Genomic DNA, 22,667 nt, shown 5'->3' on the forward strand with positions numbered 1-22,667 from the left:
ATCGCCGATCGCACCTTGGCGCTTCTGTTGATCTTATTTGATATTTCTCGCTCGTTGCGATGACGGCTGCGACGGTTGGATGTCGTTTGCGCGTGTCGCAGGGAATTTGCGTGCATGATTTTCGAATCGTGCATGACAGATTGTCGATTATCGTTTTTCTCAAATTGAGAGAATAAAATGGCTGACGAACGCGATGTGAAGGTGGGGGATGATACGCCGGTGTTTAATCCGGCCGCGGGTGCCGAAATTCCCGTGACCGTGGCCAAGTTGATTACGGTCACGATTCCCGACAAGGCGACGAAGACGATCCAGTTAGTGCAAGCGCCGCCGAACAACGAACAGCCGGATCCTAACTTTAGGATAAACGGAGTGTCAGCTTCGCAAGTCACCCTCGATTCGAACGGTGTCGGGAAGTTCCGGGTGCGATATGCGTATCCGAGTGGGACGACCGCGCAGCCGGACGTCACCCGCACCGTTGCGACGAAATATAACAGTCTTGCAATCCCCGGCGGGGAGGTGGGCTACGACTATATCGTGCGCGATGCGTTCGTGACCGTCGAGCCGGGAACGCCCGATTTCGCCGTGCTCGGACCGGCGCCGCTCGCGGTCCAACTGCACATCGTCAACGGGGTCGGCGATGCCATCGGCGGGGCGACGGTCCGAGCGAGCTGCGACAGCGGCAACGCGCGCTTTCTAGACGCGACCGGAACCGATGTTACCCAAGTGGGGCAGATCAACGGGTCGGAGGTCTTCTACTACGATTACACGACGAGCAATGTGCTGAACACGCCGGGTTACGGCATCGCAAAGGCCGAGTTCACCGCACTGAATACAGGCATCTTCGACATCAAGATTCAGGTGAGCGGCTTCAACGAATCGCGCTTGTTTACGTTGGTCGTGACCGACGATCAAGTCGCCGGTGGGGGGCTGCCGCCGCCGCGTCTGTCGTTCTCGTCCACGCTCAATCTGGACGGTCCGGCCACGACGTTCGTGCGGCTCGCCTCGATCCCGGCTGGTGTGTCGCCCGATAAGAAGGTGGCGCTAGTCGTCAACGGCAATCCTGCCGCGCCGTTCGATTTGACGATGCAACAGTTCACGACGGTCGGCTACGAGCTGCCGAAACGATGGTTTATGCAAAAGACGATCGACGACTCCGAGCCGAACGGTAAGGCGTCGTTGTACTACATGGTTCAATCGCTCGACGACGACGCGACCTACACCCGTAGCAATCTCTTGAAGTTCAGCACCACCGGTACGGTCGTCAACAAGCCCGATCTGCAAGTGGGCAAGCGGACGTTGCCGATGCCGACCGTATCCGGCGTCATCGTCGTCAATTCGTCGGTGCTCGAATCCGGCACGTTGCCGGTCGAGATCGACTTCACGAATAGTGGGGTGTCGCCGGGGATCGACGGCTATCTCACGGTTTATGCGAATGGGTACAGCTCGAACGCGAGCACCGTGATCGACAACGTGCAAACCGTTCCTCAGTCGTTCAAGACACAGGCCGGAAAGATGGTGGTGAACGTCGATGCCACGTTGTTGTGGGGATTCACCACTTCGTCCACCGGCGTAGAGAGCAGGTTGATGATGGACTACTACCTGGTGAGCACGACGCTCGAGGAGAGATCCGAGGCGGGCAGCGATTTCGAAGATCCGCAGCAGCGCGAGTTAGGTAAGAAGTACTCGCTGTTCCTTGAAAAGGGATGGACCATTATGACGCCGGTTCATTCGATCTGACCGCCCTTCGTGGAGACGCCATGTTTCGCTCACTGACAGTGTTTGCGTTATCGGTCTGGTTGGCTTTGACCTCGTATAGCGTGCTTGCTTCGACTATGCCGTCGCAACGGTTGAGCAAGCCGGAGCAGTCGAATCTGGAGTACTTGGTGCGCAGTGTCGGGAGCCAAGGACGGGGGGCGGTCGACCTGTCGGACCCGAGGGCGAAAGCAGCGTACTTTGCTTTATTGGCGAGACATGGCATCACCGAAAAGACCCGGCCGTATCTGTTCGAAGGGTTCAAGGCGCTCGCGAGCGAGGACTATCGGAAAGCCGAGAAGCAGTGCGCTTTGCCGGAGACGGGCGAAGGCCCGCAGAACTTCCGCGACATCTTGGCCGCGACCGCCAACGCCGACTTCTCCGAAGTGAAGGCCGAGGCGCTCGATTCGCTTGTCATGGCAACGGCAAAGGGCCACCCTGCCGACACGCCTAACTTCGTGCTCGATACGTTGGACGTCTACGATGCCTCGTTCGACAATCGACTGACATGGGCGGAGGCGGAAGAGTACGTGGGGAGCGATCATCGGGCGTTCGATCCGCGTTTCAACATCGTGCACACCCCGTGGGGCACCAATGCGACGAGGGGACCCATCGCGGTGGTCGCGTCGTTCTTTTTTAGAACCGCGAGCGGGGCGCGTTTGCCCTGCCTGATTTCAGACTCGGGATTGGAGCACTTCATGCCGAAGAGCATGCAACTGAACGACCCGCGCAATCTGAAAGGGAAGCCGGACAGCGACATCGTGATTTGCCTGAATCGCGAGAACTTCGGGGGGAACTATAACGATTGCGATTACGGGCCGATGATGTCCGGGGGCAATGAAGTCGCGCGCGTCAAAGTCGTGGTAAATGGCAACGTGGACTATAACGATCCGCTTGCGCCGTTCGTATCGGATCCTTCGGGGCCCAACCCGATCGGTTACATGGCGGTCGTGCCGAAGAACTACGGGGGAGCGTGCTTGCTCAAGCTCGAAGGCGAGAAGGTGGCGAGCCATCTCGTGCGGCAAGACGACTACACGCTCGAGTTCAACTGGGGGCGTGGCATTCACGGGGAAATCAACAATAAGCAGGCAGCGGATTTCGGAGACCTGTGCTACCACCTCGTCGGCAACAACGAGCAATGGGATTTCGTGCTCGATTTACAGACGAAGACGCTGAACAAATCGGGCCAGCCCATCTACAAGGTGACGGCCGCCTTCATCACCGTAGACCCGGCACTTCCGCCCCTACCCAACATCGTGTTCCTTCCGCCGCTCGTCATGCAATTCGGTTGTATCGAAAAAGGGGCGAAGGTCGCGATGAAGAACGGGGCCGAAACATCGATCGAAGACGTTAAGGCCGGCGACCAGGTCGTCGGCGAAAGCGGGACCATTTTCAACGTGGTCAAAACCACAAAGGGTACCGACAGCGATTTCGTCGAATTGACGGTCGATGCGAGCAAACCCGTGCTCGCCGTTACCCCGATGCATCCGATTGCCATCGCATCCCGGGCCGAGACGAATTCGAGCGGCCGCATGACGTTCGTGCCCGCCAAGGATGTGAAGGCCGGGGACCGGGTTTACTTGGCGGGTGCATCCGCCGCAGCGACCGTTTCCAAAGTCGAACGCAAGCGTTCTCCTACTGCGCGCCAAGTCTTCAATTTGACGCTTGAGCCGGTCGATGCCTCGAGCCGGGCCGATTCCGCTTTCTATGCCAACGGCATCCTCGTCGGCGACAATGCGATGCAGGGCCGTCTCGTGGCCGCAGCCGAGGCAGCCGGCGCGGCCTTGCCCAAGCGCGAAATCGCAGGCGGCGAGCGCATCGATTACGAGAACTGGCTGCGCTCGCGCGAGCCCGCGGCAGGCAAGCACTCCCAGCAATCGACGGTGAATTGAGGGCGACGATCATGACCCGATCAACCACGAAGGTGTTGAGTGCGCGGTACCACGAAGAGGGCTATGTCAGCGCGCAGTGGGAGACGACCTCCCCAGTGGCACCCAAGAGCTTCGCACTCACGATCAGTTACGAGAAGAAAGACGGCGCGGGGCAGCACACGTTTGCTGTGGACGATGGGTTGGCGCGCACGGCGGGCTGGCCCTATACGTTCGAGCCGGGCGTACTCTACAAGCTGGTCGTGACACCGTTCGACGGGGAGGGCTTTCAGTGGCCGTCGCCGGCTTTCGAGATCCCTAACCCTTTGAGGCCGGTTGCCGACGATACTCCCCCCACCGGCACGCAATCGGACGCCGCTGCGCATAGCGGCTCGCCCGAGTCCTATCGCCTCCAATTCGTCGAGCGGCTGCCCTACACCCCTTTGCTGATCGACGCAGGCTGGAACGTCCTCAAGGTGAAGCTGACGAGTGCCGACGGCAAACCGCTCGCCAAGCAGCCGATCCATTGGCGCATCCCGCCGGGCACGCAAGGCGTGCGCTTGGAGAAGGCCAATCCGACGAGCACAGGCGCGGACGGCATTGCGGCCAACCGTATCTATATCGATCGCGGCGCACTGATGCCGAGTTTGTTGACGGTGTCGGCGTGGTACGAACCGCCGGGCGGGAGGCTGGACGAGACGGCCTACCATGTCGCCGAACTGTTCGAATCCGCCGAGGTGCGCGTCTTTTGCAGCTTCGTTAGAGATTCCGCTCATCCGTGGACGGACGGTCCCATCCCAGAGAATGAAGAATTCGTCACCGCCACCGCCACGGTGCTCGACGATCGAAGCCGGCCTGTGCGCGGGTTGCGCATGGCATGGCGCATGCATCCCAACGCGGCGTCGGTTGCTTACGAGGTGCTCGGCGCACAGGGGCTGCAACGGTTGCACTGGAAGGACCTTCCCGCGTACGAGCGCGGCTTCCCCGTCGATACCAATGCGTTCGGCCGAACGACCATCAAGTTCGCCAACGCCGCGCCTCAGATCATGGGTGTCGCGCCGGCCGTCAATGCCGAGGAGTATCCGACCCACGCGGTGTTTTCCGCCGTCGATCTCGGCAGCGGCTCAGGGGCCAGGGCGGGGCTGCCGTTGACCCCCACTGGGGTCCTGGATCTCGACCAATTCCCCGATACCGTCCCGGTGACGGTTTCGCCGGAGGTCGGCGTCACCTGCGACGCGGCGATCTGGCTCAACGATGCCTTCGTCGCGACCGTCTACATCGGCACCGTATCGAAGCCTGGGCTCGTGCAGGTTCCGAGCGAATACTTCGTCCCCGGCAAGCCGAATCGAATCGGCTATATCCAGAGCGGCATTTACGGCAACGGCACGGATTCGGTGCTCTCGAGGTTCCCCGTAACAGGCAAGGCGCACATCCCTCAGCCGATGCCCGGCGGCACGTTGGCGCCGCCGCGCTTCGAGGCCGGCGGCGTGACGATCATTAACGATTCGGTCATCGCGGGCGGTTTGGCGTTGCGTATCCCCGCGTATGCATCGATCGCTCCCGGGGATGACGTGACGCTTCGGATTTATCTCGAAGGGTTTTATCAAAACAGCGACTTCAAGAAATACGGTTTTTATCAAATGATGCGCGGCGTCGTCCCCAAAGATGTTCAGAACGGTTTCGTTCTCATTATCGACGAGGCCGAACTGCGCGGCTACGCAGCCTCGCTGGGGGGCACGCCCGGCCGCTTCGAGGCGCAGTACGAGGTTTCGTCGCTCGTGGGAGCGAAGCGGTTTTCCCAGGTGTTGCTCAACAAGCACTTCGTGACGACTCTGCCCGATTTGCCGTCCGAATGGGTCGCGTTCGATCGCGAACCCTAACTATCAGTGCGATGCCAGTGCATTGCCGCGTGGGATGCCACTCACGCGGCGGGTGCTCGTTCGTGCGTGAAAGGCGATCGGGCTGCCCGATCGACGCAAATTGAGAATTATCGCGTCGCGCACGATGGGCCAATTGCCGACCATATCGGATGTTCTGAGATAGGAAAGCAGTGCTTCGCGAGGAAAAATCATGTTTCGAAGATTTGCGTTTTGGTTGGCGATAGGGGCGGCTGTTGCTCTGGCCGGCTGTCACGGCGGGGGGGGATCGTCCGGGAGCGGTTCGGGTTCCGGGGGCGAACCGGGCGGATTGCAGTACGAGCAGTCCGTCGTCAGCTACAAGGTGGGCCAGACCATTGCGCCGAATAGCCCTAGCAACACGGGGGCGTCGATCGATCACTACAGCGTCGCGCCGGCGCTGCCGGCCGGCCTCGCGCTGGATGCGAACTCGGGGGTCATCTCGGGCACGCCGACGAGCGAGAGCCCTCAGACCATCTACACGGTCACGGGTTCGAATGCGGTTGGAAAGACCACGGCGGTGTTGACGATGACGGTGACCTCGATGCAACAGCCGCCGGTTAGTCTCAACTACGATCAGCAATCGCCCAACTACCCGTCCAGAATACCGATTACGCCGAATGCGCCTCACCCCATCGGCGGGGCGGTGACGCACTATCACGCTGACGGCGCGTTGCCGGCGGGGCTCGTGCTGTCTGAAACGACGGGCGTCATCAGCGGCGCGCCGGTCCCGATCGCCGGCGACGCGGTACAGCACTACGTCGTGACCGTGACCGGCTCGAACGACGCCGGCTCGGCGATAGAGAAATTGACGATTGGCATCGAGCCTGTCGCGGTACCGCCGACTCCGCCCAGCAATTTCCGGTACGACCGGTCTTGGGCGGTGTATGCCGTGGGAGAGGCGATTGCCAGCAACGACGCGCATCACGACGGCGGTAACATCGTCAGTTACTCTGTCTCGCCGACACTGCCCACGGGCCTGCAGCTCGACCCGACGACGGGCGACATTTCCGGCGTGCCGACGGCCACCAGTCCTTCGACGACGTATACGGTGACGGGCGTGGGGGCGGACGGCAGCGGCAATGTGACGACCCCGGTCACGCTGCAGGTCGTGCCGCCGGGTACCTGGGTACCGACGGCGGGGCCCATGCAAACCAAGCGGTACGGTGCGACCCAGGTGACGTTGCTCGACGGCCGCGTGCTCGTGGCGGGTGGCGACGACGGCAGTGGCAATGGGGTTCCGCTTTCGAGCGCCGAACTCTACGATCCCAACACCGGCGAATGGACCCCGGCGGGTTCGATGGTCACCGGTCGCGAGTACGCGATGAGCCTATTGTTGCCGAGCGGCAAGGTGCTCGTCGCGGGCGGTGCCGGGGCGACCGGCGCACTGGATTCGGCGGAGATTTTCGACCCGAACGATCCGAACGGTCCGGCTGGCACCTCCGGCATCTGGCAAGCCACGGGGTCGATGAATAACCTGCACGTCGGGACGGGGCTGGCGCTGCTGGCGGACGGTAACGTCGTCGTGGCCGGGGGCACGAGCGGCAGTCCGCAGCCCACCCGCAGTGTGGAGATCTACGATGTCCAGTCCGGCACGTGGGGTCCCGCCACAAATCCGCTCCTTCTGGCCGTGCGCGGTGTGTCCCCGCTATCGTTGCAAGGCGGTGCGCTGACCGTTATTCCCGGGGGCACGAACAACATGTCGGTGGCAGTGAACCGTGCGCAAGTTTCCTCCGATCCCGCAACGTCGACCTGGTCGAACCAGACGATGGCTGGCGCGGCGCGTTCGGACTACGGCGCCATTACGATGGGCGGCAACTACGCATTGGTCCTGGGCGGGTTGAACGGCGTCGCTCTGAACAACGTCGATTTGTACGACGCTCAAAGCAACGCTTGGAGCAGCCTCGCGGCGCTCGCCGGGCAGCGGGCCGGAGCGCTCGTCGCACCGCTGAGCGCGACGCAAATTCTGGTCGCCGGGGGCACGGCAGGCAGTTTGGGCGCGCAAGGTATCAAGACCGCCGAGGTGTATACCTTCGATCCCAGTGCGACGCCCCCATCGGTCGATACGCCGACATCATCGATGAGCATCGTTCGCGCCGGAGGCGGGATCTCCACGCTCCAAGACGGTCACGTCCTCGTCTCCGGGGGATTGGACAACAACGGAAACAGCAACACCTACACGAATACCTCGGAGCTGTACGTCCCCTAAACGAGGCACCCTCACGACGCCGCGCCGCGATCCCAGCGATTGCGCCGCGGCGTTTTTGCATGGTAAGCGTCGCTCGCCCGGTATCATCCGAAAAACGAAGCGAAAGGGAGAACCGAGCGTGCGATTCGAAGCCACCGAAGACGGCCCAACGGGCTGCGCGAGCCTGGGGCCGCGCTCATGAGCGAGCGCACCGTTTCATGCGGCGTGATCCTGCTCGATCGCCGCGGACACGTCTTGCTCGCGCACGCGACGGATACGTCTCATTGGGATATTCCGAAAGGGCAGGGCGACGAGGGCGAAGCGCCGATCGATAGTGCGCTGCGCGAATTGCGCGAGGAAACCGGTATCGTGCTGATGCCCGAACGGCTCGTGGAACTCGGCCGATTCGCTTATCGGCGAGACAAGGACCTGCATCTATTCGCGGTGCGCGTAGACGAAGGCGAAGTCGACCCCGCCCGGTGCGAATGCACGTCGATGTTTCCGAGCCGCAGAGACGGTACCCCGATCCCCGAGATGGATGCGTTTTTGTGGGTCGCTCCGTCCGACGTGTGGCGCTACGCGAGCCGCAGCCTCGCGCGCCTGTTCGAAACGACGCTGTCGCTAGCCGAGTTGAACCGAACGCTGTAGCGAAAAGCAAAGGCCCCAAGCGAAACGCGCGAGGGGCCTTGATACGATGCGCGGCGCGATGGACGTGGCAGCGACGTTACTTACCCCAGCTATCGCGCAACCCGACGATGCGGTTGAACACGGGCTTGCCCGGCTGGAAATCGTAGCGATCGGCGACGAAGTAACCGTGGCGCTCGAACTGGCAACGATCCTCGGGTTGAAGCAGTTGCGCGCCCGGCTCCAAATACGCCTGCACAACGCGCTTCGAATCGGGATTGAGCGCTTCCAGGAAGTTGCGTCCGCCCGCGTCGGGCTGCGCTTCCTTGAACAGGCGATCGTAGAGCCGCACTTCGGCCGGCACGGCGTTCGCCGCGCTGACCCAGTGAATGTTGCCCTTCACCTTGTAGTTGTTCGCGCCGTCCGTGCCCGATTTGCTGTCGGGGAAGTAGTTGCAATGGACCGCGACGATATTGCCGTGCTCGTCTTTTTCCGCACCCGTGCATTCGATCACATAGCCGTAGCGCAGGCGCACCTTATTGCCGGGGAACAGCCGGAAATAGCCCTTCGGCGGCGTTTCGGCGAAATCTTCGCGCTCGATCCACAGTTCGCGCGTGATCGGAAATTGGCGTTGCCCGCGCTCGGGGTGGTGCGGGTGAACGGGGGCCGTGCAAGGTTCGGACAGGTCGGCCGGGAAGTTGTCGATGATGAGCTTGAGCGGGTCGAGCACGGCCACGGTGCGCGGGGCCTTTTCGTCGAGATCGTCGCGCAGCGCGCCTTCGAACACGCTCATGTCGATCCACGAATCGACCTTCGTCACGCCGATGCGATCGCAAAACAGCCGGATTCCTTCGGGCGTGAAGCCGCGCCGGCGGACGCCGACGATCGTCGGCATGCGCGGATCGTCCCAGCCTTCGACGTGGCCTTCCGTGACGAGTTGCAAGAGCTTGCGCTTGCTCGTGATCGCGTAGGTGAGGTTCAGCCGCGAGAATTCGATCTGCTGCGGGAGCGGCCGCGTAAAGACGCCGGCCTCGGCCAGCTCGTTCAGCACCCAATCGTAGAGCGGGCGGTGATCTTCGAATTCGAGCGTGCACAGCGAATGCGTGATGTTTTCGATCGCGTCCGAAATACAGTGCGCGTAGTCGTACATCGGGTAGACGCACCAGGTGTCGCCCGTGCGGTAGTGATGGGCGAAGCGGATGCGATAGAGCACCGGGTCGCGCATGGTCATGTTCGGCGAGGCCATGTCGATTTTCGCGCGCAGGACGTGTTCGCCTTCCTGGAACGCGCCCGCCTTCATGCGGCGGAACAGCTCGAGGTTTTCTTCGGGCGTGCGGTCGCGATAGGGCGAGTTCTTGCCCGGCTCGGTGAGCGAACCGCGATTCGTGCGCATGTCGTCGGCGCTTTGGCTATCCACGTAGGCCTTGCCGCGCTCGATCAACAGCTCGGCGTATTCGTAGAGCTTGGCGTAGTAGTCGCTCGCGAAGTACTGGTGCGAGGCGCCGTCCTTCTCCCAATCGAAGCCGAGCCAGCGCACGGCGTCGACGATCGAATCGGCGTACTCCATGCTTTCTTTTTCGGGGTTCGTGTCGTCGAAGCGCAGGTGGCAGATGCCGCCGTAATCGCGTGCGACGCCGAAGTTCAGGCAAATGCTCTTCGCATGGCCGATGTGCAGATAGCCGTTCGGCTCGGGCGGGAAGCGCGTTTCGACGCGGCCGGCCCATTTGCCCGTACGGTTGTCCTCATCGATGATGTTTCGAATGAAATTGGACGGCACTGCCGTCGCGGCGTCGTTGCGTTCGTTGTTCATGCGAGGGTCGAAAATCGGCGGAAATTACGCGGGGATACCCGCGGCAATCCGGTCATTCTACCTAAAGCACGCGCCGCCTGGCCCGCGACGGCATCGATGGGGCTTGCGCGGGCGCTTGGTGCGGCGTGCCATTCGCGCTCTGTGGAGCGCTGATCGAGCGCTTATACTAGGCGCGAAATTTCGAAACGTTTGCTCACCTGCGTAATCGCGCCTCGCATGCGACACCCCCCCCATGAATCGAACGAAAACTTACGTGCTGCCCGGCTATGCCAACTCGGGCCCCGGCCATTGGCAAACGCGATGGGAAGCGCTCGACCCCTCGTGCGTGCGCGTTGCGATGCCCGACTGGGATCATCCCGTGCGCGCGGCGTGGTGCGACACGCTCGATGCGGCTGTCGCCGCCGAGCCGCGCGGGCCGCTTCGCTTCGCGGCGCACAGCCTCGGCTGTCTGACCGTTGTCCAGTGGGCGCTGCGTGGCGCGCGCCCCGCACAGATCGACAAGATCGCCGGGGCGCTGCTCGTCGCGCCGCCCGATCCGGACGGCCCGGGGTTTCCGCGCGATGCGCTCGGCTTCGAGACGGTGGTGCATGAACCGCTTCCGTTTCCCTCGATCGTCGTCGCGAGCAGCGACGATCCCTACGGCACGCTGGCGTTTGCCGAGCGCTGCGCGCGCGCATGGGGCAGCCGCTTGATCGAGATCGGGCCGCGCGGTCATATCAACGCGGACAGCGGCCTGGGGGATTGGGAGCAGGGGCGGCAGCTTCTCGCCTCCCTCGTCGCTTGAGCGGTTGCGCGGCAAACCTTCGCGTTTAAGCGGCCTTTATAGCTTGTGGGGCTGTTGGGGCTTTTAGCGCTTTCGATGGCTTTAGGGCTTTGGGGCTTCAGGGCTTTCAGGACCTATAGGGCTTTCAGGGACCTTTAGGGCGAGGCGGGCGTCGGCCCGCTCAAATGACCGATTTCCCGCGCAACGCGGCAATGGCGGCCGCGTCGTAGCCGAGCACCTCGCGTAACACCGCTTCCGTATGTTCGCCAAGCGTGGGCGGCGCGCTGCGCACCTCGGGCGGCGTGGCGCTCATCCGGATCGGATTGCGTACCAGGGGCGCCGTTGCCCCGCTCGGGTGCGCGACCTCCACGCGCATGCCGCGCGCGCGCACCTGGGCATCGTCGAAGACTTCCGCGAGGTCGTTGATCGGGCCGCACGGCACGCCCGCCGCCTCCAACGCCTCGATCCACTTTGCCTTGCTGCGCGTCTTGATCATGTCCGCGACGATCGGCACGAGCACCTCGCGGTGCCGCACGCGTTCGGGGTTCGTCGCGAAGCGCTCGTCGTCGGCGAGTTCCGGCCGACCGCCCACTTCGGCGAACTTGCGGAATTGTCCGTCGTTGCCCACCGCGACGATGATCCAGCTGTCGCTCGTCTGGAACGCCTGATACGGCACGATGTTCTGGTGGGCGTTGCCCCAGCGCTGCGGCGCCTTGCCGCCTACGAGGTAGTTGGACGTGACGTTGGCCAGCATGGCGACCTGCACGTCGAGCAGCGCCATGTCGATGGCTTGGCCTTCGCCGGTGCGATCGCGGTGGGCCAGCGCGGCGAGTACCGCCACGGTTGCGTACATGCCCGTCATCAGATCGGCGATCGCGACGCCCGCCTTTTGCGGACCACCGCCGGGTAAGGCATCGCGTTCGCCCGTCACGCTCATGAAACCGCCCATGCCTTGCACGATGAAGTCGTAACCGGCGCGTTCGGCCAGCGGCCCGGTCTGTCCGAAACCCGTGACCGAGCAGTACACGAGATCGGGCTTGAGCGCCTTGAGCGATTCGTAATCGAGCCCGTACTTCTTCAGTTGGCCCACCTTGTAGTTCTCGAGCACGACGTCGCTCGTGCGGGCGAGTTCGCGCACGATCGTTTGACCCTCGGGCGTGGCGATGTCGACGGTGACCGAGCGTTTGTTGCGGTTCGCGCACAGGTAATAGGCCGCTTCTTGCGTTTGCGCGCCGTCGGGCGTGCTCAGGTACGGCGGGCCCCAATGGCGCGTGTCGTCGCCCGCGCCCGGACGCTCGATTTTGATGACGTCGGCGCCGAGATCGGCGAGCGTTTGCGCGCACCACGGGCCCGCGAGCACGCGGGTCAAATCGAGCACGCGGATATGGCTGAGCGCTCCCATGCGTTGGATATCTCCTCGAGTTGTCTGCAGTCGTTAGCCGGCCGGGCGGCCAGCATCGGGCGCCGGGACGATGTTACCCGGAAGTCCCAGTATTCACGGCGAAGGAAGCAAACAATTGTCACCATGCGTTGCAAGACGTCCGAAACGGGGCCGTACCCGCTAGACTGGTGCGCAGCACCGTCGACACCGGTCCCGCTCGCCGCGCGAGCGTTCGGCGGCGGGCTACAAAGAAAAACTCGGATACCTCGGAGAAAGCACTATGGAACATGGTCTCATCGGCTGGTTGATCATCGGCGCTATTGCGGGCTGGCTCGCTGGGCTGATTACGAAGGGGGGCGGTTTCGGCTTGATCGTCGACATCCTGGTCGGCATCGTGGGCGCGTTCGTGGGCGGATGGCTAGCCTCGATGTTGCACATCAATATCGGCAGCGGATTCATCGGCTCGATCATCGTCGCCGTCATCGGCGCGGTGGTGTTGCTGTTCGCCATTCGCGCCGTTAGGCGAATGGTTTGACCGCGGCAGGTTTCGGGCCGGCTTCGCGGGCCGGCGCGAACCTGCGTCGCCGCGCGTGGCGCACCCTAGGGTGTGCGTCCGACATTTCCGTATAATGAGCCGTTTAGGGGAAAACGGCCCGGCGCCATGAGCCTGAAGGCGCGGCCGGTTTCCAGTCGAGACCGTCGCCCCTCAGTTTTCTATGAAAGCCGCCGAAATCCGCGAGAAATTCCTTAAGTTCTTCGAATCGAAGGGCCATACGATCGTTCGCTCGTCCAGCCTTGTGCCCGGCAACGACCCGACGCTGCTCTTCACCAATTCGGGAATGGTGCAGTTCAAAGACGTGTTCCTCGGCGCCGAGTCGCGTCCCTACTCGCGCGCCACGACGGCTCAGCGCAGCGTGCGCGCCGGCGGCAAGCACAACGATCTCGAGAACGTGGGCTACACGGCCCGGCACCATACGTTCTTCGAGATGCTCGGCAATTTCTCGTTCGGCGACTACTTCAAGCGCGACGCGATCCACTATGCGTGGGAGCTGCTCACCACGGCTTACCGTCTGCCGAAGGACAAGCTCTGGGTGACCGTCTATCAGGAAGACGACGAAGCCTACGACATTTGGGCCAAGGAAGTGGGCGTGCCCACCGAGCGGATCATCCGGATCGGCGACAACAAAGGCGCGCGCTACGCGTCGGACAACTTCTGGCAGATGGCCGATACCGGTCCGTGCGGCCCATGTTCGGAGATTTTCTACGATCACGGCCCCGATGTCTGGGGCGGCCCCCCGGGATCGCCCGAGGAAGACGGCGATCGCTACATCGAGATCTGGAATCTCGTGTTCATGCAGTTCAACCGCGACGCCCAAGGCAACATGACGCCGCTGCCCAAGCCCTGCGTCGATACGGGCATGGGGCTCGAGCGGATCGCGGCCGTGCTGCAGCACGTGCACAGCAACTACGAAATCGATCTGTTCCAGGCGCTGATCGCGGCCGCGGGCCGTGAAACCGGCGTGAGCGACCTCGCGAACAATTCGCTGAAGGTGATCGCCGATCACATCCGCGCCTGCTCGTTCCTGATCGTCGACGGCGTGATCCCGGGCAACGAAGGCCGCGGCTACGTGTTGCGCCGGATCGTGCGCCGCGCGATTCGCCACGGTTACAAGCTCGGCTGCAAGCATTCGTTCTTCCACAAGCTCGTGGCCGATCTCGTTGCGCAGATGGGCGCGGCGTATCCCGAACTGGCCGATGCGCAAGCGCGCGTCACCGACGTGCTGCGTCAGGAAGAAGAGCGCTTTTTCGAAACGATCGAACACGGCATGTCGATTCTCGACGCGGCGCTGGCCGAACTCGATGCGAAGGGCGGCAAGATTTTGTCGGGCGAGCTGGCGTTCAAGCTGCACGACACGTACGGCTTCCCGCTCGATTTGACGGCGGACGTTTGCCGCGAGCGCGAGATGACGGTGGACGAGCCGGCATTCGACGAGGCGATGTCGCGTCAGCGCGAGCAAGCGCGTGCGGCCGGCAAATTCAAGGCGGCGCAAGGGCTCGAATACTCGGGCGCGAAAACGACCTTCCACGGTTACGAGGAAGCGATCTTCGACGACGCGAAGATCGTTGCGCTGTATGTCGAGGGTACGGCTGTCGAAGCGGTTCAGCATGGGCAAGATGCCGTCGTCGTGCTCGACCACACGCCGTTCTACGCGGAATCGGGCGGCCAGGTGGGCGATACCGGCGTGCTCGCGAACGCGAGCGTGCGCTTCGCCGTGGCCGATACGCTGAAAGTGCAGGCCGACGTGATCGGCCATCACGGCACGCTCGAGCAGGGCACGCTGAAGGTGGGCGACGTCGTCAAAGCGGAAATCGACGCCGTGCGCCGCGCCCGCACCGCCCGCAACCACTCGGCAACGCACTTGATGCATAAGGCGCTGCGCGAAGTGCTCGGCGGCCACGTGCAGCAGAAAGGCTCGCTCGTCGACGACGAAAAAACGCGCTTCGACTTCGCGCACAACGCGCCGATGACGGATGAGCAAGTGCGGCGGGTCGAAGAAATCGTCAACGCCGAAGTGCTGGCCAACGCGCCGGGCATCGTGCGTGTCATGCCGTACGACGAGGCCGTGAAGGGCGGCGCGATGGCGCTGTTCGGCGAGAAGTACGGCGACGAGGTGCGCGTGATGGATCTCGGCTTCTCGCGCGAATTGTGCGGCGGTACGCACGTGCATCGCACGGGCGATATCGGGCTGTTCAAGATCGTCGCCGAAACGGGCGTCGCGGCCGGTATCCGCCGCGTCGAGGCCATCACGGGCGATAACGCCATGCGCTACGTGCAGGGGCTCGAAAGCCGCGTCAATGCCGTGGCGGCCGCGCTGAAGGCGCAGCCTTCGGAACTCACGCAGCGCGTCGCGCAAGTGCAGGAGCAGGTCAAGTCGCTCGAGAAGGAATTGGCGGCGCTGAAGTCGAAGCTCGCCTCCAGCCAGGGCGACGAACTCGCGGCGCAGGCCGTCGATGTATCGGGCGTCCAAGTGCTCGCCGCTACGCTCGAAGGCGCCGATGCCAAGACGTTGCGCGAGACTGTCGACAAGCTCAAGGACAAGCTCAAGCACGCGGCCATCGTGCTGGCTGCCGTCGATGGCGGCAAGGTCAGCCTCATCGCCGGCGTCACGGCCGATGCGAGCAAGAAGGTGAAGGCAGGCGAACTCGTCAACTTCGTCGCCCAGCAAGTGGGCGGCAAGGGCGGCGGCCGCCCCGATATGGCCCAAGCAGGCGGGACCGAGCCCGAGAAACTGCCGGGTGCGCTGGCCGGCGTGAAGGCGTGGGTGCAAGCGCAGCTTTAAACATCCATCCGATGCGCGCGAGCGTCGAGCAAGCATAGGGGTTCGTCCCGGCCGTTCGCGCGCGATACGAATTGCTCGCTCCTTTCTCGCGTTCCTCCTCGCTGCAATTTTCGAACGAAGGCTGCCTGATGTTCGGTTTCCGAACCTCAGGCAGCCTTTTTTGCGTCTTGCGCGCCCCCGCTGGCTCGCAGGCCGTTGCGGCTCCCCCCCCCGTTCCTTCGTCATCAAGTCGTCATCGGCCCGCCCCGATAATTTCGCCATAACGAAGTAAAGATTCACTAAAAACGAACGTTTCGCGCGACGACGGTACGCGCGGCACACCACGCATCGGGGTTACACATGACGATTCGTCATCGCATCACATTGTTGGTGCTGCTCATGTTCGTCGCGCTCGCGGCGATCGGCGGCTATGCGACCTATCAAGCGCGCCGCAGCGCCGCGCAAGTGCGCCAAGTCACGCAAGGCGTCGTACCGAGCGCGCTCGCTTCGGCCGATCTCGTTTCGGAAGTCAAGGACGTTCAGCTCGCCACGATGACCCTCGTCTACGCGCCGGATGCGAACATGGTGTCGCAGGCGCGAGAGCAATTGAAAACCAAAGAGGCGGCCCTGCGCGCGGCGCTCGAGGTGCAGGCGAACGCTGCCGCCAGCCATGCGCAAAAAGGCCTCGTCGCGCAGGCGCGCGAGAGCGTGGCCAATTATTTCGCGGCCATCGATCAAACCGAACAGATGAAGGCGTCCGGCAAGGACGCGCTCGCGCAAGCATTCTTGTTCGCCGATGTAGGCGAGTACCGCAACGAACTCGAAGGGATCGTCGAGACGATGCGGATCGAGAAGACCCGTCAGAAGGACGGTGCCATCGGCGCGCTGAACGGCATGCTCGCCACGACGACGACCGCAATCGGCGGCGCGACCGCCGCGGCCATCTTGCTGCTGACCGTGATCGGCGTGCTGCTCTATCGCCAGATCACGCGGCCGCTCACGCGAATGCAATCGGAGATGAGCGAAATCGCGTCGAACCAAGACTTCACGCGGCGCGTGCCTGTCGCGCGCATGGACGAAATCGGCCGCTCGATCGTCGCGTTCAACGACATGATCGAGAAGATCGAGCAAAGCTCGATGCAGCTGAAACAAAAGACCGCCGATATTCAAGCGATGCTGCAGAACATGCAGCAGGGCATCTTGACCGTCGTCGACAACGGGCTCGTGCACGGCGAATATTCGGCCTTCCTCGAGGCCATCTTCGAATCGGAAGACATCGCGGGACGCGACGTCATGTCGCTCGTATTCGGCGAGACGAGCCTCGATGCCGATACGCGGGCGCAAGTCGAAGCGGCGATTCATGCCTGCATCGGCGAGGACGCCGTCAACTTCTCGTTCAACGAACACCTGCTCGTCAACGAAGTCGTGAAGACGATGCCGGACGGCCGCACCAAGACGCTCGATTTGAGCTGGTCGGCGATCACCGACGAGACCGATACGGTCATGCGCCTCATGCTGTGCGTGCGCGACGTGACCGAACTGCGACGCCTCACGGCCGAATCGACGGAGCAAAAGCGCCAACTCGAGATGATCGGCGAGATCTTGTCCGTTAGCCAGGAGAAGTTCCATCAATTCGTCGAGAGCGCGAAGGGCTTCATTCACGAGAACGAGCGCATCATCGGTCAACACGAGCACGCCGACGAATCGGCCGTCGCCGAGCTGTTCCGCAACATGCACACGATCAAGGGCAATGCGCGCACCTACGGTCTGCGGCACTTGACGAGCATCGTGCACGAGGCCGAGCAGCGCTACGACGAAATGCGGCGTCTCGGCGCGGGCGAAGGGTGGGATCGCGAAGCGTCGATCGCCGAGCTGGCGCGCGTGAAGCAGGCCGTGGAGCATTACGCGACGATCAACGAGGTCAATCTCGGCCGCAAGGGTCCCGGTGGGCTCGCGCATCGGGGGCAGGGCGGCCGTTATATGGTCGTGGATCGGTCGCATATCGACGAGAGCTTGACGCTCGTCGAATCGGTGCGCGACAGCGATTTGGCGGGGCTCGTTGCAATGCGCGAAGCGGTGCGCCGGACGCTGCGCCTGCTCGATACGGAAAGCTTCGGCGAAGCGCTGTCCGGGCCGCTCGAATCGTTGCCTTCGCTTGCCAAGGAACTCGGCAAGCAGGCGCCGACGATCACGATCGACGACAACGGCTACCGCCTGCGCCGGCATGCGAGCAGCGCGTTGCGCGACGTCTTTACGCATCTGCTGCGCAACTGTGTCGACCACGGCATCGAGCCGGCCGACGAGCGCGCGGCGGCCGGCAAGGGCGAAGCGGGAACGATCGAACTTGAAGTGGGCGTCGATGCGGGCGCGTTGCAATTGACGCTCAGCGACGACGGCCGCGGCCTCGCGCTGGCACGCATTCGTGCGATCGCGGCGGAGCGGGGCTGGATCGCACCGAGCGAGGCGATCGACGACGAAACGGTGGCGGCGTTTATTTTCCGAGTTGGGTTCTCGACGGCCAAGGCGGTCACGGAAGTGTCGGGGCGCGGCGTGGGCATGGACGCGGTGAGGGAAATGCTGGAGCGCGAACACGGTCGCATCGAATTGCGCTTCACCGACGATCGGCGCGGGGCCGATTTCCGACGTTTCCAAACGATCGTGCATCTGCCCGAGTCGTGGGTCGTCGATAGTCTCGGCGCGCCGATCGGCCAAGAGTCGAAAGCGGCGCGCGACGACGCGCTGGCGTGACGAGCCGCGTGTGGCGTGCGCAAGGAAAAGGCTTTAAGTCGTTCTAGCAGTTCGAGTCGGGGAAAGCTGTGGTTCTAACGAATGGGATGGGGGCGGCGATTGCGATCGCCGTTGCGGGATCGATGGCACTGGGCGCGTGGATGGGCGCTAAGCGTGCAAGCGCGAAAACTGCGCGAGCGCAAGACGAAGCGATGGCCCGTTTGAGCGTCGCGCACGATGAAGCGAGCGCGCGCACCACGGCCGCCCTGACCGCGCAAGAAACGCGCGCAGCGGAGCTGGCCGGTGAGAACGAGCGTTTGGCACAGACACTGGCCGGCGAATCGGAACGCCTTCGAGAGGCGCGCGCCGCCCTCGATTCGGCACAGGCACGTCGCGACGATTTGCTCGCGCACGCGAAAAAAATCGAAGAGCAGGCCGCGCGGCTCAAGCAGTTCTCCGCGACGTTCGAGCGCTGGCACGAGCAGATGATCTCGCTCATGGCGCAAAACCAGGACATGCACAACAAGAATCACGAGCTTGCGCGCATCGTCAATCACGTATTGATGGTGTCGCTCAATGCCTCGATCGAAGCCGCGCGCGCCGGCGCGGCGGGGCGCGGCTTTTCGATCGTGGCGGGCGAAGTGCGCGCGCTCGCCACGCGTTCGCAGGAATTGTCGAAGAGCTACCGCGATAGCCTCGACCGCAACGACCTGGTGACCACAGCCACGTTCCAAGACATTCAAGCGGGCGGAAAGATGATCACGGCGGCGCTCGCGAGCGTCGAAGCGCTGGCGGCCCAGTTCGAATCGAAACTCGAGCGGCGGGCGACGTGATTACTCACGCGGCACAGGGTAGTCTCGAGCGCATTTTCTTTCACGCGGCTCGCACGCGTTTGACGGTCGATGCGGGGCACGCCTGCGAGATCGTGCAGGCGGCGCAGCCGGGCCCGAACGACATAGGCCCGAGCGGCGACATGATCGTGCTGACGATCGCCTCGATCGATTTTCGTATCGTGCTGCTGTTGCAGTTTGCCGACGATGATGCCACGCGGGCCTATTACGCAGGCCAAGGCGCGGATCGTTCGTTGCGCGAGTGCGCGATGGAGATCGGAAACTTGTGCTGCGGCGCGATCAATCAACAGCTCGTCGAGCATTTTCCCGATCTCGGCATGTCGACGCCGTACGCGTTATCGAGCGACAGCATCGGCTATCTCGATGAACTCGATCCGCAGTACGTCGCCGCTTACGACATTGCGATCGAAACGGCGGTCCGTCTGCGCGCGACGCTATGCGTGTGCGCGCAACGATCGCTCGATTTCGTCGCGCAAGCCGCCGATGTAGAGGAAAGCGCTGGCGAACTCGAACTCTTCTAATGTTTTCGATCAACGTCAATTCGAGAGACGACAGATGGCAAAGATTCTAGTGGTAGACGATTCGAGCACCGTACGCGACGAAGTGGCCGGTTTCCTGCGCAAGCACGGTCTGGATGTCGATACGGCCGTCGACGGCAAGGATGGGCTCGCCAAGATGAAGTCGAACCCGGGGGTGCGGTTGGTCGTCAGCGACGTCAACATGCCCAACATGGATGGCCTGACGATGGCCGAGAAGATTCGCGGCGAACTCGCGATGAGTTCGGTCAACATCGTCATGCTGACGACCGAAAGCAGCCCTGCCATGAAAGAGCGCGGCAAGGCAGCCGGCGTGAAGGGTTGGATCGTCAAGCCGTTCAAGGGCGAGGCCGTGCTCGAAACGTTCAAGAAGCTGGCCGGCTGATAGGCACGCGCGCGGCGATTGCCGCTCGCGAAGGCGCACCCTGACGCCGCCCGATCGAGCGTCGCTTTCGCGGGGCGCTCGCCGGTTACTTCGATACGACCGCGGCGTCTCGGGCCCCAGCGCCGCTATCCTGATCGTTCGGTTCGCGCGCCGCGGTTGCCGCTTGTGCGTCGGCCAGCAGCGCGTCGCGCAATGCGTGCAGCGCGGCCGAATCGTGGCCCCGACGCCAAATCAGCAGCGTCGGTACGGCGCCGAGCGGCCCGAGCGGATGGATTGCCACCTCCCTCGCGCCGCCGGGCAGCACGTCGAGCACCGAGCGCGGCGCCACGGCCACACCGGCACCGGCCGCCACGCAGGCGACGATAGCGTGGTACGAGCCGAGTTCGAGCGTGCGCGCGGGCCGCAGGCCATGCTCGGCATACCATCGCTCCACATAGCTGCGATAGGCGCAACCGCGCTCGAACGCAACGAGCGTAGACAGTGCGATGTCGTTCGCCGCCTGAATCGCGCGATGGCCGCGCGGGGTCACCATCACTAACTCCTCGTCGAAAACGCGGAGGGACTCGACGTCGTCGGTCAGCGTGGCCGCGTCCGGCGGCGTCGCGATCAGCGCCGCGTCGATCTCGAATTCGCGCACACGGTCGATCAAGCAGCCCGTCGTGCCGGTGGCAAGCTCGAGTTCGACCTCGGGCCAGCGCTGGTGATAGGCGGCCAGCACGCGCGGCAAGCGGCTCGCTGCCGTACTTTCCATCGCGCCCAACGCGAGTCTGCCCCGCGGCCGATCATCACGCAATGCGTGGCGCGCTTCGTCGGCCAGCGCGAGCAGCCGCTCAGCGTAGGGCAGTAGCGTGCGTCCCGCTGGTGTCAGCACGAGCCGCCGTCCCTCGCGGACGAACAACGGCGCGCCCAGCTGCTCTTCGAGCTGCTTGATGCGCATGGTCACGTTCGACTGAACGCGGTTGAGCTTCGCGGCGGCGCGCGTCACGCCGTTTTCTCGCACGACGGCACGAAAGATGGTGAGCGCGGCCAAATCCATGGTTCTCTCCCAGTGATGGATAGCATCAATATTATTCATTTTTCGTGATGCACGCACGGCGCTACGCTTCTAAAACGGCGCATCGTCGTTAGGCGTTAGGCGTTAGGCGTTAGTCGGCCCCGAGGCGGCGCGCCGCATGCTCGACACAGGCTCACCGGCACAGAGTTGCCGGTTCGTTGTCGGTTTTTGTCCGAAGGTTGCGGGAAGCATTCATGGCTGATTTCGATTCGATAGGCGAGGCCACACGACGCTCGCCTAGCCGGACGGCAAACGCCGGGCGGGTGGCGCTCGCCTGCATGGTCGCGCTTGCGGCAGCGCTCGGTATCGGGCGGTTCGCCTTCACGCCGCTTTTGCCGCTCATGCTGCACAGCGGTGCGCTCGATCTGCGCTCGGGCGGTTGGCTCGCCTCGGCCAATTACGCGGGCTATTTCGTCGGTGCAACGACCTGCGCATTCTTGCAGGCCGAACACGCGACGATCGTGCGCGCCGGACTCGTGGCGACGGCTGTGCTCACGCTCGCCATGGGCATCATCGACAGTTTTCCGGTTTGGATGGCGATCCGGTTCGCGGCGGGTGTCGTCAGCGCCTGGACCTTCGTATTCGCGTCGCAATGGGGGCTCGCGCGCTTGGCGAGGCTCGGGGCGCCCGCTTGGAGCGGCGTGATTTATACGGGGCCCGGGATCGGCATTGTGGCGACGGGGCTCATCGTTGGCGCAACGGCGCATCTTGGCGCCAACGCAGGCTGGCTCCTCTTCGGCGGATTGTGCGCGGTGGCGGCAGCCGCGGTGTGGGGCACGCTCGCGCCGTCATCGGCATCCACGTGGTTGTCGACGTCGGATCGGGCCGGCCCGCGCGCGCGCGAAAGTGGGCCGGCCCGCGCGGAACGTTGCGCACCGGCGGCGAGTTCCCCACCGCCGGCCGCTGGCGGCGCCTCGCCGACGCACTTGCGCAGGCGTCGGATGCAAAGCCTCTGGCTCGTTGTGCTCTACGGCATGCCCGGCTTCGGCTACATCATCACGGCCACGTTTTTGCCGGTCATCGCTCGGCACGCGTTGCCGGGATCGCGTTGGCCGGATTTGTTTTGGCCGATGTTCGGAGCGGCCTTGATCCCGGGGGCCCTTTTTGCCGCCCGACTGCCGGCTCGCTGGGACAACCGGATCTTGCTCTCGGTCTGCTATGTCGTGGAGGCGGTTGGGATAGGGCTCGGGATCGTATGGCCGACGGCGATGGGTTTCGCGATCGGTAGCGTCTTGATCGGCTTGCCGTTCACGGCGATTACGTTGTTCGCGATGCGGGAGGCGCGGCGCTTGCATGGAGAGAACGCGGCCGGATTGATGGGCTACGCGACGGCGGCCTACGGCATCGGGCAGATCGCCGGCCCCCTCGTGGCCGCGCCGATCGCGGCCCACACGGGTTCGTTCTCCCCGGCGCTCTGGCTGGCGGCCGGCATCTTGATGCTCGGCGCGGCGGGCTTGGCGCTGCTGGCCGCGAAGTCGCGCTGAGTGTCTTTGCCGGCGCGTCCGGCCCGATG

The 22,667-nt window shown here is 63.6% G+C and carries 16 protein-coding genes; 13 read left to right on the forward strand and 3 right to left on the reverse strand.

The window, feature by feature from the left end; translation table 11 throughout:
- Positions 1-177: 177 nt before the first annotated feature.
- From ACTHN9_RS23025 to ACTHN9_RS23045, 5 genes are all read left to right on the forward strand, one after another.
- Positions 178-1,737 (forward strand): hypothetical protein, encoded by a 1,560-nt coding sequence (locus tag ACTHN9_RS23025; RefSeq protein WP_440539098.1) that lies wholly within the window; start codon positions 178-180, stop codon positions 1,735-1,737.
- A gap of 20 nt (positions 1,738-1,757) precedes the next feature.
- Positions 1,758-3,644 carry a hypothetical protein gene (locus ACTHN9_RS23030; protein WP_440539099.1) on the forward strand — a complete coding sequence of 629 codons (1,887 nt, stop codon included), beginning with the start codon at positions 1,758-1,760 and terminating at the stop codon, positions 3,642-3,644.
- Between the two features lie 11 nt (positions 3,645-3,655).
- A complete protein-coding gene (locus ACTHN9_RS23035) occupies positions 3,656-5,500 on the forward strand; it encodes a hypothetical protein (protein ID WP_440539100.1) in 1,845 nt (614 codons plus the stop codon).
- A gap of 190 nt (positions 5,501-5,690) precedes the next feature.
- Positions 5,691-7,724 carry a putative Ig domain-containing protein gene (locus tag ACTHN9_RS23040; RefSeq protein ID WP_440539101.1) on the forward strand — a complete coding sequence of 678 codons (2,034 nt, stop codon included), beginning with the start codon at positions 5,691-5,693 and terminating at the stop codon, positions 7,722-7,724.
- A 177-nt stretch (positions 7,725-7,901) separates the two neighbouring features.
- Entirely contained in the window at positions 7,902-8,351 is a 450-nt protein-coding gene (locus ACTHN9_RS23045) for an NUDIX hydrolase (protein ID WP_440539102.1), read from the forward strand.
- Between the two features lie 76 nt (positions 8,352-8,427).
- Here ACTHN9_RS23045 and ACTHN9_RS23050 read toward each other — a convergent pair whose 3' ends face one another.
- A complete protein-coding gene (locus tag ACTHN9_RS23050) occupies positions 8,428-10,137 on the reverse strand; it encodes a glutamine--tRNA ligase/YqeY domain fusion protein (protein ID WP_440539103.1) in 1,710 nt (569 codons plus the stop codon).
- Positions 10,138-10,369: 232 nt separating this feature from the next.
- On the opposite strand from ACTHN9_RS23050, the gene ACTHN9_RS23055 reads away from it, so the two are divergent.
- Entirely contained in the window at positions 10,370-10,921 is a 552-nt protein-coding gene (locus tag ACTHN9_RS23055) for an RBBP9/YdeN family alpha/beta hydrolase (RefSeq protein WP_440539104.1), read from the forward strand.
- Between the two features lie 160 nt (positions 10,922-11,081).
- On the opposite strand, the gene ACTHN9_RS23060 is transcribed toward ACTHN9_RS23055, so the two are convergent.
- Entirely contained in the window at positions 11,082-12,302 is a 1,221-nt protein-coding gene (locus tag ACTHN9_RS23060) for a CaiB/BaiF CoA transferase family protein (RefSeq protein ID WP_440539105.1), read from the reverse strand.
- A gap of 259 nt (positions 12,303-12,561) precedes the next feature.
- Between ACTHN9_RS23060 and ACTHN9_RS23065 the strand changes: the two genes are divergently transcribed.
- The 6 genes from ACTHN9_RS23065 to ACTHN9_RS23090 all read left to right on the forward strand — a co-directional run bounded on the left by ACTHN9_RS23065 (position 12,562) and on the right by ACTHN9_RS23090 (position 20,100).
- On the forward strand, positions 12,562-12,816 hold the full coding sequence (locus tag ACTHN9_RS23065; protein WP_440539106.1) for a GlsB/YeaQ/YmgE family stress response membrane protein: 255 nt from the start codon (positions 12,562-12,564) through the stop codon (positions 12,814-12,816).
- A 181-nt stretch (positions 12,817-12,997) separates the two neighbouring features.
- Positions 12,998-15,622 (forward strand): alanine--tRNA ligase, encoded by a 2,625-nt coding sequence (gene alaS, locus ACTHN9_RS23070; RefSeq protein WP_440539107.1) that lies wholly within the window; start codon positions 12,998-13,000, stop codon positions 15,620-15,622.
- A gap of 339 nt (positions 15,623-15,961) precedes the next feature.
- The gene (locus ACTHN9_RS23075; protein ID WP_440539108.1) at positions 15,962-18,349 is read left to right on the forward strand and encodes an ATP-binding protein; all 2,388 of its coding nucleotides are present in this window, start codon (positions 15,962-15,964) and stop codon (positions 18,347-18,349) included.
- Positions 18,350-18,435: 86 nt separating this feature from the next.
- Positions 18,436-19,161: a methyl-accepting chemotaxis protein gene (locus tag ACTHN9_RS23080; protein WP_440539129.1), complete on the forward strand. Its 726-nt coding sequence runs from the start codon at positions 18,436-18,438 to the stop codon at positions 19,159-19,161.
- Positions 19,158-19,700, forward strand: a complete 543-nt coding sequence (locus ACTHN9_RS23085) for a hypothetical protein (protein ID WP_440539109.1) — start codon at positions 19,158-19,160, stop codon at positions 19,698-19,700. The genes ACTHN9_RS23080 and ACTHN9_RS23085 overlap by 4 nt, the downstream gene beginning before the upstream one ends.
- 34 nt (positions 19,701-19,734) lie before the next feature.
- On the forward strand, positions 19,735-20,100 hold the full coding sequence (locus ACTHN9_RS23090; protein WP_440539110.1) for a response regulator: 366 nt from the start codon (positions 19,735-19,737) through the stop codon (positions 20,098-20,100).
- A gap of 85 nt (positions 20,101-20,185) precedes the next feature.
- On the opposite strand, the gene ACTHN9_RS23095 is transcribed toward ACTHN9_RS23090, so the two are convergent.
- Positions 20,186-21,136 carry a LysR family transcriptional regulator gene (locus tag ACTHN9_RS23095; protein ID WP_440539111.1) on the reverse strand — a complete coding sequence of 317 codons (951 nt, stop codon included), beginning with the start codon at positions 21,134-21,136 and terminating at the stop codon, positions 20,186-20,188.
- A 212-nt stretch (positions 21,137-21,348) separates the two neighbouring features.
- Here ACTHN9_RS23095 and ACTHN9_RS23100 point away from each other — a divergent pair, with 212 nt between their 5' ends.
- The gene (locus tag ACTHN9_RS23100; RefSeq protein ID WP_440539112.1) at positions 21,349-22,638 is read left to right on the forward strand and encodes a YbfB/YjiJ family MFS transporter; all 1,290 of its coding nucleotides are present in this window, start codon (positions 21,349-21,351) and stop codon (positions 22,636-22,638) included.
- Positions 22,639-22,667: the final 29 nt, after the last annotated feature.

It is taken from the genome of Trinickia sp. (assembly GCF_051953405.1).
GTDB lineage: Bacteria > Pseudomonadota > Gammaproteobacteria > Burkholderiales > Burkholderiaceae > Trinickia.

Coding starts and splice junctions, on each gene's coding strand:
- ACTHN9_RS23025 (WP_440539098.1), top strand. CDS start 178: ATGGCTGACGAACGCGATGTGAAGGTGGGGGATGATACGCCGGTGTTT.
- ACTHN9_RS23030 (WP_440539099.1), top strand. CDS start 1,758: ATGTTTCGCTCACTGACAGTGTTTGCGTTATCGGTCTGGTTGGCTTTG.
- ACTHN9_RS23035 (WP_440539100.1), top strand. CDS start 3,656: ATGACCCGATCAACCACGAAGGTGTTGAGTGCGCGGTACCACGAAGAG.
- ACTHN9_RS23040 (WP_440539101.1), top strand. CDS start 5,691: ATGTTTCGAAGATTTGCGTTTTGGTTGGCGATAGGGGCGGCTGTTGCT.
- ACTHN9_RS23045 (WP_440539102.1), top strand. CDS start 7,902: ATGAGCGAGCGCACCGTTTCATGCGGCGTGATCCTGCTCGATCGCCGC.
- ACTHN9_RS23050 (WP_440539103.1), bottom strand. CDS start 10,137: ATGAACAACGAACGCAACGACGCCGCGACGGCAGTGCCGTCCAATTTC.
- ACTHN9_RS23055 (WP_440539104.1), top strand. CDS start 10,370: ATGAATCGAACGAAAACTTACGTGCTGCCCGGCTATGCCAACTCGGGC.
- ACTHN9_RS23060 (WP_440539105.1), bottom strand. CDS start 12,302: ATGGGAGCGCTCAGCCATATCCGCGTGCTCGATTTGACCCGCGTGCTC.
- ACTHN9_RS23065 (WP_440539106.1), top strand. CDS start 12,562: ATGGAACATGGTCTCATCGGCTGGTTGATCATCGGCGCTATTGCGGGC.
- alaS (WP_440539107.1), top strand. CDS start 12,998: ATGAAAGCCGCCGAAATCCGCGAGAAATTCCTTAAGTTCTTCGAATCG.
- ACTHN9_RS23075 (WP_440539108.1), top strand. CDS start 15,962: ATGACGATTCGTCATCGCATCACATTGTTGGTGCTGCTCATGTTCGTC.
- ACTHN9_RS23080 (WP_440539129.1), top strand. CDS start 18,436: ATGGGGGCGGCGATTGCGATCGCCGTTGCGGGATCGATGGCACTGGGC.
- ACTHN9_RS23090 (WP_440539110.1), top strand. CDS start 19,735: ATGGCAAAGATTCTAGTGGTAGACGATTCGAGCACCGTACGCGACGAA.
- ACTHN9_RS23095 (WP_440539111.1), bottom strand. CDS start 21,136: ATGGATTTGGCCGCGCTCACCATCTTTCGTGCCGTCGTGCGAGAAAAC.
- ACTHN9_RS23100 (WP_440539112.1), top strand. CDS start 21,349: ATGGCTGATTTCGATTCGATAGGCGAGGCCACACGACGCTCGCCTAGC.